Genomic DNA, 14598 nt, shown 5'->3' with positions numbered 1-14598 from the left:
GCGCGTTCACCGCGGCCACCGACACGCCCTCGGTCAGCAGCGGTGCGACCTCGGCAGCCGAGGCGCGCACCGCCCACATCGCGCCGCCCTGCGGCAGTTCCTGCATCAGCTCGGCCCGTGCCGCCACCAGGCGGCAGGCGTCCGCGAGCGACAGCGCACCGGCCACGTGGGCGGCGGCCAGTTCGCCGACGGAGTGTCCCACCAGACAGTCGGGGCGCACACCCCAGGACTCCACCAGCCGGAACAGCGCCACCTCGACGGCGAACAGCGCGGGCTGCGCCCAGCCCGTGTCCCTGAGCAGGCCGTCGGGGTCGTGGAACATCACCTCGCGCAACGGCAGCTCCAGCAGCCGGTCGAAGTGGTCGCACACGTCACTCAGCGCGGCGTCGAAAACCGGGTACGCGGCGGCCAACTCCCGTCCCATTCCGGCCCGTTGGCTGCCCTGGCCGGAGAAGACGAAGGCGGTCAGCCCGTCGCCCGCCACCCCGGACACCACTCCGGGCGCGGGCAGCGCGCCGTCGGCCAGCGCCCGCAGCCCGGTGCACAGCCCGTCCGGGTCGGTGCCGAGGACCACCGCGCGGTGTTCGAGGGCGGCGCGGGTCGTCGCCAGGGACAGTCCCACATCCGCCCCGGACAGGTGGTCCACCGCGGACAGCAGCCGGGCCGCCTGGGCGGGCAGCGCGGCGGGGGTGCGCGCGGAGATCACCCACGGCACCACCGGTACGGGTACGGACCGCGGGTGGGGCTGAGTCCCCTCGTCGGCCGGGTCGGCTTCGGGGGCCTGTTCCAGGATCACGTGCGCGTTCGTCCCGCTGGCGCCGAACGACGACACACCCGCCCGCCGGGGCCGGTCCGTCCGCGGCCACTCCCGCGTCCCGGTGAGGAGCTCGACGGCTCCGGACGACCAGTCCACGTACGACGAAGGCGTCCCGACGTGCAGCGACCTGGGCAGGGTCCCGTGCCGCATCGCCGAGACCATCTTCATGACACCCGCGATGCCGGAAGCCGCCTGGGTGTGGCCGATGTTCGACTTCACCGAGCCGAGCCACAGCGGGTCGCCGTCGCCGCGCCCCTGGCCGTACGTCGCGAGGATCGCCTGCGCCTCGATCGGGTCGCCCAGCGCGGTGCCCGTGCCGTGCGCCTCCACCGCGTCCACCTCGGCCGGCTGCACCCCGGCGTTCGCCAGTGCCTGGCGGATCACCCGCTGCTGCGAGGGGCCGTGCGGTGCGGTCAGGCCGTTGGACGCGCCGTCCTGGTTGGTCGCGCTGCCGCGTACCACCGCCAGTACCTGGTGACCGTTGCGCCGGGCGTCCGAGAGCCGTTCGAGGAGCAGGACGTTGACGCCCTCGCCCCAGCCCGTGCCGTCCGCGTCGTCCGAGAAGGACTTGCAGCGGCCGTCCACCGCGAGGCCCGACTGCCTGCTGAACTCGATGAAGTTGCGCGGTGTGCCCATCACGGTGGCGCCCGCCGCGAGCGCCAGCGTGCACTCGCCGGAGCGCAGCGCCTGGACCGCCAGGTGCAGGGCCACCAGGGAGGACGAACACATGGTGTCGACGGTGACGGCGGGACCCTCGAAACCGAGGGTGTACGCGATGCGGCCGGACAGGACGGCGCCGGAACCACCGGTCAGCAGGTGGCCCTCGACGCCCTCGGGGGTGGTGCGCAGCGAGGTGCCGTAGCCCTGGTTGCTGGCGCCGACGAAGACCCCGGCGCGCTCGCCGCGCAGGCTCTCCACGTCGATGCCCGCCCGTTCGAACACCTCCCACGCCGTCTCCAGGAGGAGCCGCTGCTGCGGGTCCATCGCCAGCGCCTCGCGCGGGGAGATCCCGAAGAATCCGGCGTCGAACCCGGCCGCGTCCCGGAGGAAGGCGCCGTGCCGGGTGTAGCTGGTGCCGGGGTGGTCGGGGTCCGGGTGGTAGAGGCCCGCCAGGTCCCAGCCGCGGTCGGTGGGCAGGTCGCCGACGAGGTCGGCGCCCGCCGCGACGAGGTCCCAGTACTTCTCGGGGGTGTCCGCGCCGCCCGGGTACCGGCAGCTCATCGAGACGATCGCGACGGGTTCGAGCTGCTGGTCCTCCAGCTCCCTGACCCGGTGCCGGGTGGTCCGCAGATCCGCGGTGACCCGGTTCAGGTACTCCCGGAGCCGCTCTTCGGTCGCGCCGCTCATCAGATGCCCAACTCCCGGTCGATCAGGTCGAAGATCTCATCGTTGGTCGCCGCCGCGAGGTCGTCGTGCGACTGCGCGCCTGTGCCGGAGCCGTCGGCCGCTTCGGCCCTGCGCAGCAGCGTGCGCAGCCGCTCGACGATGTCGGCGCGGGACCGGTCGTCCTCCGGCAGGGACGCGAGGCCTGCCTCCAGCAGGTCCAGCCCGTCCTGTACGGGGTCCGTGCGGCCGGACAGCTGGTCGCGCACCTGCCGGGCGAGGAGCAGCGGAGTGGGGTGGTCGAAGACGAGCGTGGCGGGCAGCCGCAGTCCGGTCGCCGCGTTGAGGCGGTTACGGAATTCGAGCGCCGTCAGTGAGTCGAAGCCGATCTCCTTGAAGGCCCGCTTCGGCCGGATCTCGTCCGGCTGTGCCTTCAACACCCCGGCGGCCTCCCGCCGTACGACGTCCACGAGTACCGCTTCCTGCTCGTCGGCGGACAGTCCGGCGAGGCGGCGGGCGAGCGCCGGGGTCCGGTCCTGCGGATCGGGCTCCGGCCCGCTGCCCTGGTCCCGCTGGTGCGGCACCTGCTGGGCCGCGACGAGCGCTTCGACCAGCGGTCTGGGCCGCTTCATCGTGTAGAGCGGCAGGAAGCGGGAGAGGTCGAACGAGGCGACGGCGATGCTGGTGTCGCGGCTGCCGACGGCGACCGCGAGGGCCCGTACGGCCGACTCGGGGCGCATCATCCGCACCCCGCGCCAGGTGAGCAGGTCGGCCACTTCACCGTCGACCATGCCGCCGCCCGCCCAGGCGCCCCAGGCGACGGCTGTCGCCACCTCGCCGCGGGCGTGCCGCTGGTGGGCGAGTGCGTCCAGGTGGGCGTTGGCCGCGGCGTAGGCGCCCTTGCCCCGGTCGCCCCAGGTTCCGGCGCCCGAGGAGAACAGCACGAAGGCGTCCAGTTCGGTGCCCGCGGTCAGGACGTCCAGATTGCGGGCCCCCTCGGTCTTGACCCGGATGACGCGGGCGAGTTCGTCGGTGGACAGGTGCGCCACGGGGATCTCGGGCTGGGTGAGTCCGGCCGCGTGCACCACCGCGGTGAGCGGATCACCGGCCGGGATCGCGGCGAGCACCGCGGCGAGTGCGCCGGAGTCGGCGACGTCGCAGGCCGCGATCGTGACCCGCGCGCCGAGTCCGGTCAGCTCCTCGTACAGCTCCTTCGCGCCGGGCGCGTCCGCGCCGCGGCGGCTGGTGAGGACCAGGTGCGCGGCGCCGTTCGCGGCGGCCCAGCGGGCCACATGGGCGCCGAGTGCCCCGGTACCGCCGGTGATCAGGACGGTGCCCCGGGGCCGCCACGGTTCGGCGGGTCCGGCGGGGGCCGGTACGAGCCGCCGCCCGAGTACGGTGCCCGCCCGCAGCGCCACCTCGTTCTCCCCGGTGCCCCCGGCGAGTACGTCCACCAGCCGGTCGAGGCCCGCGTCGTCCAGTACGGCCGGCAGGTCGAGCTGTCCGCTCCAGCGTTCGGGTTCGTCGAGACCGAGCACCACTCCGAGGCCCCAGATCTGCGCCTGCGCGGGGCTGGTCACCGGGTCGTCGTCGGCCGTGGTCACCGCGCCCCGGGTCGCCAGCCAGAGCGGTGCGTCGGCGGCTTCCCCGGCGAGGGCCCGTACCGAGGCGACCGTGTCGGCGAGACCCGTGGTCACCGCGGGCTGCGTCGCCTCGGGCCGCTCGTCGAGGGCGGCCAGGGACAGCACCCCGTCGACGAACGGCGGCAGTTCACCGGCCGCCGTCGCCAACTGGCCCGCGGTGAGCCGGTGCACGGTGGCGCCGCGTGCGGTGAGGCCCTTGACCACGGTCTCCACCAGCTCCGGCTGCACGGCCTCGCGCGGGGTCACCACGACCCAGTCGCCGGTCAGCCGGGAGGCGGCACCGGGCGCCGGTACCGGCGTCCACTCCAGGCGGTAGCGCCAGCCGTCGATGGCGGCCGACTCGTCCCTGCGGGCCGCCGCGGCCGGGGGTTCCAGCCAGTGGCGCCTGCGGGTGAACGGGTAGGTCGGCAGGGGTACGGTCCGCGCGGCGCCGTCGGTGAAGGCCCGGCCCCAGTCGACCGGGGCGCCGCGCACCCAGGCGGCGCCCAGCGACAACAGGAAGCGTTCCAGGCCGCCTTCGTCGCGGCGCAGCGAGCCCACCGCGCAGAGGTCGTCGCGGTCCTCCAGGGTCTCCTCGATCGCCGCGAGCAGCACCGGGTGCGGGCTGCACTCGACGAAGAGCCCGAAGCCCTGGGCGGAGAGGGCGCGGACCGCGTCGGCGAAGCGCACCGGCTGCCGCAGGTTCGCGCACCAGTAGGCGGCGTCCAGTAGGGGGCCGTCGATCCAGTCGCCGGTGACGGTGGAGAAGAACGGCACCTCCGGCGTCCTCGGTGCGACCGGTTCGAGCAGGGTGGCCAGTTCGTCGAGGATCTTCTCCACGTGCACGGAGTGCGAGGCGTAGTCGACGGGGATCATGCGCAGCCGGATCTCCCGGCGTTCGCAGACCCGGCGCAGCTCCTCCAGCGCGTCGCGGTCGCCGGAGAGGACCACCGAGCGGGGGCCGTTGACCGCGGCGACCGTGATGCGCCCTCCGTAGGGCCGCAGCAGGTCGGCGGTCCGGTCCTCGGGCAGGAAGACCATGGCCATGCCGCCCGCGCCCGCCAGCGCGGTGATCGCCCGGCTGCGCAGGCAGACCACCCGCGCGGCGTCCTCCAGCGACAGGGCCCCCGCCACGCAGGCCGCGGCGATCTCGCCCTGCGAGTGGCCGACGACCGCGGCGGGCCGCACCCCCCAGGACCGCCACAGTTCCGCCAGCGACACCATGACCGCGAACGACGCGGGCTGGACCACGTCGACCCGCTCCAGCGTCGGCGCGCCGTCCACGCCGTGCAGCACCTCGGTCAGCGACCAGTCCACGTACGCGGACATCGCGGTCTCGCACTCCGCGAGCCGGGCCGCGAACTCCGGGGATTCAGCGGCCAGTTCGACCGCCATACCGGCCCACTGCGCTCCCTGGCCGGGGAACGCGAACACGGTCCTGCCCAGCGGTCCCGCCACCCCCTGCACCAGCCCGGGGGCCGTGCCGTCGGCGGCCAGTGCGGTCAGCGCGGCGCCGTGGTCGCCCGTCACGACGGCGCGGTGCTCGAAGCGGGCGCGCCTGGTGGCGAGCGACCAGCCCACGTCGTACGGATCGGCCTCCCCGGCCGAAGCGGTCAGCGCGGTCGCCGTGGCCCGCAGCGCCGTCGGTCCGGTCGCCGAGAGGGTCCACGGCACGGCGCCCGTCGCGCGGGCGGCCGGGGCCGCCGGGCGGGGAGCGGGTTCGGGTGCCTGCTCCAGGATCACGTGCGCGTTGGTGCCGCTGATACCGAAGGCGGAGACCCCTGCCCGGCGCGGGCGGCCCGTCTCCGGCCACGGGCGGGACGCGGCGAGGAGCCGTACGCCGCCCGCGTCCCAGTCGACCCGTGAGGTGGGTTCACCGGCGTGCAGGGTCATCGGCAGGATGCCGTGCCGCAGCGACTCCACCATCTTGATCACCCCGACCACCCCGGCGGCGGCCTGGGTGTGCCCCAGGTTCGACTTGACCGAGCCCAGCCAGAGCGGGCTGTCGGCGGGCCGGCCGGCGCCGTACGTCGCGAGCACCGCCTGTGCCTCGATCGGGTCGCCGAGACGGGTGCCGGTGCCGTGCGCCTCCACCGCGTCCACCTCGGTGGCCGACAGGCCCGCGTTCGCCAGGGCCTGCCGGATCACCCGCTGCTGGGACGGGCCGTTGGGCGCGGTCAGGCCGTTGGACGCGCCGTCCTGGTTCACCGCCGAGCCGCGCACCACGGCCAGCACCTCGTGCCCGTCGCGCCGCGCCACCGACAGCGGCTCGACGAGGAGTACGGCGACGCCCTCGGCCATCCCGAAGCCGTCCGCGTCCTCGGCGAACGACCGGCACCGGCCGTCCGCCGACAGGGCGCGCTGCCTGCTGAAGCTGACCATCGGCGTCGGGGTCGACATCACCGCGGCGCCCGCGACCAGCGCGCGTTCGCACTCGCCGGACCGCAGGGCCCGCATCGCCAGGTGCAGGGCCACCAGTGAGGAGGAGCAGGCCGTGTCGACGGTGAGCGCGGGCCCGGTGAGACCGAAGGTGTACGCGATCCGGCCGGACGCCACACTCGGCGCGCCGCCCGTCACGTGGTAGCCCTCCAACTCGCCGGGCATGCCGTGCGGTTGTCCGTAGTCCGGCGCGAGGATGCCCGCGAACACCCCGGTGTTGCTGCCCTTCAGCTCGTCCGGGACGAGACCCGCGTCCTCGAACGCTTCCCAGGAGGTCTCCAGCAGCAGCCGCTGCTGCGGGTCCATCGCCAGCGCCTCCCGTGCGGAGATCCCGAAGAACTCGTGGTCGAACTCGGCTGCTCCGGACAGGAATCCGCCCGCCCTGGTGTAGCTGGTGCCGTGCCGGTCCGGGTCCGGGTCGAAGAGCGCGTCCAGGTCCCAGCCGCGGTCGGCGGGCAGCCCGCCCACGCCCTCGCCGCCCTCCGTCAGCAGCCGCCAGAGGTCGGCGGGCCCGGCGATGCCGCCGGGCAGCCGGCAGGCGGTACCGACGATCGCGAGCGGTTCGCCGTCCGCCGCACCGGACGGTCCCGGCTCCTCGGTCTCCGCGATCAGCCCTTCGGCCTCCCGCCACAGCTGCTCGGCGAGCAGCGTGGGCGTCGGGTGGTCGAAGACCAGCGTCGTGGGCAGCTTGGTGCCGGTCACCGCGGCCAGCCGGTTGCGCAGCTCGACCGCGGTCAGCGAGTCGAATCCGATGTCCCTGAAGGCGCGTCGGGCGGCGACGGCGCCGGGATCGGTGTGTCCGAGGACCTTCGCCGTCTCCTCCCGCACCAGGTCGAGAACCGCTTCCCGCCGGTCCGGTTCGGAGAGACCCGCCAGCCGCGTACGGAGCGCGGACGCGGGCGGGGTCTCCTCGGCGGGCCGCGTCCCGGCCGCCGGGGCGGAGGTCAGTTCGCCCAGCAGCGGGCTCGGCCGTGCGGCGCCGAACACGGCGGTGAAGCGTTCCCAGTCGACGTCCGCGACGGCGAGCGCGGTCTCGTCGTGGTCGAGTACGAGTTGCAGCGCGTCCAGGGCCAGGTCCGCGTCGATGACCGGGAGGCCGGTGGCGGCCAGCGCGGGCCACAGGCTCGGGTCGATCATCCCGCCGCCGCCCCAGGGGCCCCAGGCGATCGAGGTGGCGGACAGGCCGCGGGCCCTGCGCTGTTCGGCCAGGGCGTCCAGGCAGGCGTTGGCGGCGCCGTAGGCGGCGTGGTCGGCGACGCCCCAGGTCGCGGAGATCGAGGAGAAGAGGACGAAGGCGTCCAGCGGGGTGTCCGCGAGGAGTTCGTCGAGGACGGCCGCCCCTTCGGTCTTGGCGTGCAGGACGCGGGCCAGTTGCCCGGGTCCCGTCCGTACCAGCGGGTCCAGTTCGCAGGCCCCGGCCGCGTGGAACACCGCGGTCAGCGGCCGGTCCTGGCCGATCCCCGCGAGGAGTTCGCCCAGCGCGGCCCGGTCGGTCACGTCGCAGGCGACGACGGAGAGTGCGGTGGCCGTGTCCGCGAGGTCCGCCGCGAGCGCGCGGGCCCCCTCGGCGTCCGCTCCCCGGCGGCTCACCAGGACGAGGCGTTCGGCGCCGCGTCCGGCCAGCCACCGGGCGAGCCGCAGTCCCAGCGCGCCGGTGCCGCCGGTGATCAGGACCGTGCCGCGCGGCCTCCAGTCCGGTCGTACGGGCGCGCCGCGCACCGACCGGACGAGCCGGCGGGCGAACAGTCCGGCCTGCCGGATGGCCAGTTGGTCCTCCGGCCCGGCGCTGCCGAGCACCGCCGCCAGCCGGGCCCTGGACCGTACGTCCCAGCGTTCCGGAAGGTCGACCAGACCGCCCCAGGTCCGGGGGTGTTCGACGGCCGCGGCCCGGCCCGCCGCCCAGACCGCCGCCGGTGCCGTGCGGGCGGCGGGGTCGGACGGCCCGGTGGACACCGCGCCACGCGTGGCACACCACAGCGGCGCCGCGCATCCCGCCTCGTCCGACGCCCGCACCAGGGCGGCCGTGCCGGCCACCGCGGCGGCGGGGCCCGACCGCTCGTCGAGCGCGAGCAGGGACAGCACCCCGGCGAACTCCCGGCCCGTCAGCGCGTCCACGAGTGCGCGGTACAGGGTCGCGGCCGACGCATCGTCAGTGGCGTCCGCACTGTCCGCGCTGTCCGCGCTGTCCGCGCTGTCCGCGCTGTCCGCGCTGTCCGCGAGGGTGCACGGGACGATGTCCGCGCCCGCGTTCCGCAGGGCGCCGAGCACCTCCTCGTACTGCTGCGTACCGGCGGTCGCCGCAGGGGCCACCACCAGCCAGTCGCCCGACAGGGACCCGCCCGCGGGGTCGGGCACCGGCCGCCAGACGATGTCGTGGCGCCAGTCCGCCACGCCCGGCCCGGCCGCCGACGCCGCGTCGTGCGGCGCCGCCGCGGTCTCCGTCGGCGGCACCCACCAGTACCGCTCCCGGCTGAACGGGTACGTCGGCAGGTCGACCTGGCGCGCACCGTGCCCGGCGAACACCGCGTCCCAGTCCGGCTCCACCCCGTGGGCGTGCGCCTGCGCGAGTGAGGTGCGGAACCGGCGGAGCCCGCCGTCGCCCCGGCGCAGCGAGCCGATGGCCACCCCGTCGTGGGCGTCCGCGTGCTCCAGGGTCTGCTGCACCGCGATCGTCAGCGTCGGATGCGGGCTCGACTCCACGAAGATCCGGTGCCCGGCCTCGGCGAGCCGCCGGGTGGTCTCCTCGAACCGCACGGTGGAGCGCAGGTTGCGGTACCAGTAGTCGGCGTCCAGCTCGGTCCCTTCGAGCACGTTCGCGGTGACCGTCGACCAGAACGGCACCTCGGCGCGGCGCGGCCGGACCGGCGCGAGCACCTCGGCCAGTTCGGCCCGGAGGGTCTCGACCTGGGCGGAGTGGGAGGCGTAGTCGACCGGGACGGCCCTGGCGTGGATGTCCGACTCCGCACAGACGGCGAGCAGTTCGGCGACCGCCTCGGTCTCGCCCGAGACCACCACGGAGCCCGGCCCGTTGACGGCGGCGACGGAGATCCGGCCCTCCCACCGGCTCAGCAGTTCGGTCACCTGCTCCACGGGCCGGAAGACGGAGGCCATCGTGCCGTGCCCGGCCAGGGTGGTCAGCAGCGCCCGGCTGCGCAGTGCGACGACCCGGGCCGCGTCCCGCAGGCTCAGCGCCCCGGCCACGCAGGCGGCGGCGATCTCCCCCTGCGAGTGGCCGATCACCGCGGCGGGCCGGACCCCGTCGGCCTGCCACAGCGCGGCGAGCGAGACCATCGTCGCGAACAGCGCGGGCTGCACCACGTCGACGCGGTCCAGTGACGGCGCCCCCTCGACGCCTCGCAGGACATCGACGAGCGACCAGTCGACGAACTCGGAGAGCGCCAGGCCGCAGTCGCTCACCCGCTGCGCGAAGACCGGTGAGGAGTCGAGCAACTCGGCGGCCATGCCCAGCCATTGACCGCCCTGGCCGGGGAAGACGAAGACGACCCGGTGGTCCTCCGCAGGCACTCCGCGCACCAGTGCGGCGGCCTCGCCGTCGTCTTCGAGCACCGCGAGTGTCCGGTCGAGTTCCGCACGGTCCGCAGCGAGGACCACGGCACGCCGGTCGAACCGCGCCCGGCCGGTGGCCAGGGTGTAGGCGACATCGGCGGGTCGCACGGCAGGGTCGTCGCGCAGCAGCCCCCGGAGCAGACGGGCCTGTTCCCGCAGGGCGGAGGTGGTGCGGGCGGAGAACACGTACGGCAGCGGCTCGCCCGGGGACAGCAGAGCGGCCGGGGAGCCGGACCGGCCCTGGACGGCGGGCGCGGAACCGGTCTCCTCCACGAACCCCGCCCCGGTCTCCTCCGCGAACCCCGCCCCGGTCTCCGGCGCGATCTCCATCCCGGGTTCCGGCGTGAGCCCCTCCCCCGTCTCCGGTGCGACCTCCGCCCCGGCATCCTCCGCGATGATCACGTGCGCGTTGGTGCCGCTCACCCCGAACGCGGAGACGCCCGCCCGGCGCGGGCGGTCCCCCGCCGGCCACGGCGCCGGCCCGGTCAGCAGCCGGACGTCCCCGGCGGACCAGTCCACCTGCGTGGACGGCGGGTCCGCGTACAGGCTCTCCGGCAGCAGTCCGTGCCGGATCGACTGCACCGTCCTGATCACCCCGGCCATGCCCGCGGCGGCCTGGGTGTGCCCGATGTTGCCCTTCACCGAGCTGAGCCAGAGCGGCTGTCCCCCGGTGCGGTCGTGTCCGTAGACCTCGATGAGCGCGCCCGCCTCGATCGGGTCGCCGAGCACCGTGCCGGTGCCGTGCGCCTCCACGGCGTCGATGTCGGACGGGCGCAGCCCGGCATCGGCCAGGGCCTGCCGGATCACCCGTTGCTGCGAGGGCCCGTTCGGCGCGGTGAGTCCGTTGCTCGCGCCGTCGGAGTTGACCGCCGAACCTTCAAGGACGGCGAGCACCCGGTGTCCGTGGCGGCGGGCGTCGGAGAGCCGCTCCAGCACCAGGGTGCCGACACCCTCCCCCCATCCGGTGCCGTCGGCACGGTCCGAGAACGCCTTGACCCGCCCGTCCGGGGAGAGCCCGCTCTGCCGGCTGAACTCGACGAAGATGCCGGGGCGGGCCATCACGGTCGCCGCACCGGCCAGCGCCAGGGAGCACTCGCCGCCGCGCAGCGACCGTACGGCCAGATGGATCGCGACCAGAGAGGCCGAGCAGGCGGTGTCCACCGTCATCGCGGGCCCTTCCAGACCCAGTACGTAGGCGATCCGGCCGGACATCGCGCTGCCGGCGGTCCCGGTCAGTACGTAGCCTTCGAGCCCGTCCGACGCCTCGTGCAGGCGCGGACCGTACTCCTGCGCCATCGCGCCGACGAAGACACCGGTCCGGGTGCCACCGAGCTGCGACGGGTCGATCCCGGCGCGTTCCAGCGCCTCCCAGGAGGTTTCGAGCAGCAGCCGCTGCTGCGGGTCCATGGCCAGTGCCTCGCGCGGGCTGATCCCGAAGAACTCCGGGTCGAAGTCGCCCGCGTCGTGCAGGAATCCGCCCTGCGCCACGGCGGAGCCGCCGGGGAGGCCGGGGCCGGTCAGCAGCCGCTGGAGGTCCCAGCCGCGGTCCGCGGGGAACGGCGAGACGGCGTCGGTGCCCGAACTCACCAGCTCCCAGAGGTCCTCGGGCGAGCGGACGCCGCCAGGGAACCGGCAGCCCATGCCGACGATCGCGATCGGCTCGTGCGGCGCGGGCGCGGAAACGGAAGCGGAAACGGGTACGGGTACGGGTGCGGACCGGACCGCCGGAGCCGGCCGGGCTTCCGAGGCGTCCCGCGTGCCGCCCGGAGCGACGGCCGGGCCGTGCGTCCGGAGATGGTCACGGACATGGTCCGCCAGCCGGGCGGGTGTCGGGTGGTCGAAGAGGACGGTGTTCGGCAGCGTGATGTCCAGGGCCTCGCAGATCCGGTGGCGCAGGCGCAACGAGGACTGCGAGTCGAGGCCGAGGTCCTTGAACGGGCTCCGGGGCGGCACGGACGCGGTGTCGCCGTGGCCGAGGATCGCGGCGGTGTGCGCGCGCACCAGGTCCAGCAGGATGCGCAGCCGCTCGTCCGCTCCGGCCTGCGCCAGCCGCCCCGCCACCGCACCGGCCAGGGTGTCGTCGTCGGGGGTCTCGGGGGCCACGGTGTCGAACCAGTGGCGCCTGCGGCGGAAGGCGTACGTGGGCAGCGCGACGGTGTTCGGCCGCGTACCACGGTAGGCCGCCGTCCAGTCGACCTCGACACCCTTGACCCACAACTCCCCTACGGAGGAGAGGAGTCGGGCGAGTCCGCCGTCGTCGCGGCGGAGCGACCCGGTGACCGCGTCGGGTGCGGCCCCGGCCTGCTCGGCGGTCTCCTCCACGGCAGCGCCCAGCACCGGGTGCGAGGACACCTCGACGTACACGCCGTGCCCGTCGGCCGCCAGCCGTCCGATCGCGTCGGCGAACCGCACCGGCTCGCGCAGGTTCCGGAACCAGTACGCGCCGTCCATGGTGAGCGGGTCGGCGTACTCACCGGTCACCGTGGACAGCATCGGCACCCGTCCCGCGCGCGGGACGATCCCGGCCAGCCGGACGGCCAGCGGTTCGCGCAGTTCCTCCATCGCGGGCGAGTGCGAGGCGTAGTCCACCGCGATCCGGCGGGCCCGGATGTCCGACCGGGCGCACTCCAGGAGGAGTTCGTCGACGGCCGTCGTGGCGCCGGAGACGATCACCTGTGAAGGGCCGTTCACCGCCGCCACCGACACCTGGTCCTGCCAGGGCGCGAGAAGAGCCCCGGCGCGGTCCGCCGGGACACCCACCGACGCCATCGCGCCCCGGTCCGTACCTGGGTCCGTGTCCTCGGCGGTGAGCCCCGCGATGAGCGCGGACCGGGCCACGACCACCGTGAGCGCGTCCTCCAGTGACAGCACCCCGGCGACGTACGCCGCGGCGATCTCGCCCTGCGAATGCCCCACCACAGCCGCGGGCTCCACCCCGTACGAACGCCACAACTCCGCCAACGCCACCATCACCACGAACGAAGCAGGCTGCACCACATCCACCCGCTCCAACGACTCACCACCAGGAACACCCCGCAACGCATCCGTCACCGACCAGCCCACCAGCCCCGCCAACACCTCCTCACAACGCGCCACCATCCCCGCGAACACGGGTGAGGACTCCAGCAACGCCCGGCCCATCCCCGGCCACTGCGCCCCCTGCCCGGGGAACACGAACACCGTCCGCCCCACCGGGCGCGCCACACCCGACACCACACCGGCCGACGGCTCACCCGCCACCAACCCGGCAAGCCCGGACCCGAACCCGCCCACCACCACCGCACGGTGCTCGAACCGCGCACGCGTCGTCGCCAACGACCAACCCACATCCACCGGATCAGCCACATCCACCAGACCGCTCAACGCAGCCGCCTGACCCCGCAGACCAGCCGCACCACGACCCGACAACAACCACGGCACCACCGCGGGTTCCTGACCGGGTGCGACGTCCGCGTCCGACTCGGTGACCGGTGCCGGTGCCTGCGCCTGTGCCTGCGTCGGTGCCTGGGACAGCACCAGGTGGCAGTTGGTCCCGCCCATCCCGAACGCGCTGACCCCCGCGACCGCCGGGCGGTCCGGTTCGGGCCAGTCGGTGAGCTCCTGCGCAACGCGCAGGTTCAGTTCGGACAGGGGTATCCGCGGGTTGCCGCGGGTGTGGTGGAGGCTCGCCGGGATCCGTCCGTGCGCCAGTGCCAGCACCGTCTTGAGCAGGCCGGTGATCCCGGCGGCGCTCTCCAGGTGCCCGAGGTTCGTCTTGGCCGAGCCGACCAGCAGGGGGTTTCCGGGTGCCCGGTCCGCCCCCAGTACCGCGCCCAGCGCGGCGGCCTCGACCGGGTCGCCGACCGGCGTCCCGGTGCCGTGCAGCTCGACGTACTGCGCGGCGCCCGGCCGGATGCCTGCCGACCGGTAGGCCTCCCGGAGTACCGCCGCCTGCGCCTGCTCGCTCGGGACGGTCAGCCCGTCCGTGGCACCGTCGTTGTTGACGGCGCCGCCGCGGATGACGCTGTACACACGGTCCCCGGCGGCGAGGGCGTCCGAGAGCAGCTTGAGTACGACGACCACGCCGCCCTCACCGCGGACGAACCCGTTCGCCCGTTCGTCGAAGACGTAGCAGCGGCCGTCCGGCGAGAGCCCGCCGAACTCCTCGGCGATCAGGCCGGTTTCGGCCGCCAGGTTGAGGTTGATGCCGCCCGCGAGGGCCAGCGTGCTCTCCCCGCGCCGCAGGCTGTGCACCGCGTGGTGCACCGCGACGAGCGAGGACGCCTGCCCGGCGTCGATCACCAGGCTGGGCCCGCGCAGTCCGAGGAAGTGCGACACCCGGTTCGCGATGACGCCCCGGCTCACACCGGGCATCGTGTAGTGGTTGGCGGCCTCGGCGCCCGCCCGGTTGAGCAGGACGGCGTAGTCGTCACGCATCGCGCCGACGAACACGCCGGTCGGGCTCTCCCGCAGGTCGTCGCCGACCGTCCGGGCGTCCTCCAGCGCCTCCCAGGCGAGTTCGAGCACGAGGCGCTGCTGGGGATCGAGTACGGCCGCCTCGCGCGGGGTGATACCGAAGAACTCGGCGTCGAACCGGTCGACGCCGTCGAGGAACGCGCCCCAGCGGCCACCGGCCGGCTCGCGCCCCGCGGGCACCTCGGTGACGGCGTTCCGCCCGTCGCGGAGCAGCTGCCAGAAGGCCTCGGGGTCCGGCGCTCCGGGCAGTCGGCAGGCCAGTCCCACGATCGCGACCGGCTCGTCGCCGGAACCGAATGAGCCGGAACCGAATGAGCCGGAGTCGAGTGAGCCGGAGTCGAATGAGCCGGAACCGGACATGTCGGAACTGGACAT

The 14598-nt window shown here is 74.7% G+C and carries 2 protein-coding genes (1 of these 2 only partly in view); both read right to left on the bottom strand.

Translation table 11 applies throughout. From position 1 onward, the window contains the following. Positions 1 to 2164 carry the start of a type I polyketide synthase gene (locus OG709_RS28415; protein ID WP_329168067.1) on the bottom strand. Its footprint begins 12959 nt before the window's first position, so only the first 2164 of its 15123 coding nucleotides appear in the window; its start codon is at positions 2162 to 2164; its stop codon lies beyond the left edge, outside the window. Next, the gene (locus OG709_RS28410; RefSeq protein WP_329168066.1) at positions 2164 to 14598 is read right to left on the bottom strand and encodes a type I polyketide synthase; all 12435 of its coding nucleotides are present in this window, start codon (positions 14596 to 14598) and stop codon (positions 2164 to 2166) included. Before OG709_RS28410 ends, OG709_RS28415 begins: the two co-directional genes overlap by 1 nt.

Source organism: Streptomyces sp. NBC_01267 (assembly GCF_036241575.1).
In the GTDB taxonomy this organism is placed as follows: Bacteria; Actinomycetota; Actinomycetes; order Streptomycetales; family Streptomycetaceae; genus Streptomyces.
This window is presented reverse-complemented; position numbering and strand designations above follow the sequence as displayed.

Excerpts from the sequence above, each read along its gene's own strand:
- OG709_RS28410 (WP_329168066.1), bottom strand. The coding sequence starts at position 14,598 with ATGTCCAGTTCCGACATGTCCGGTTCCGGCTCATTCGACTCCGGCTCA.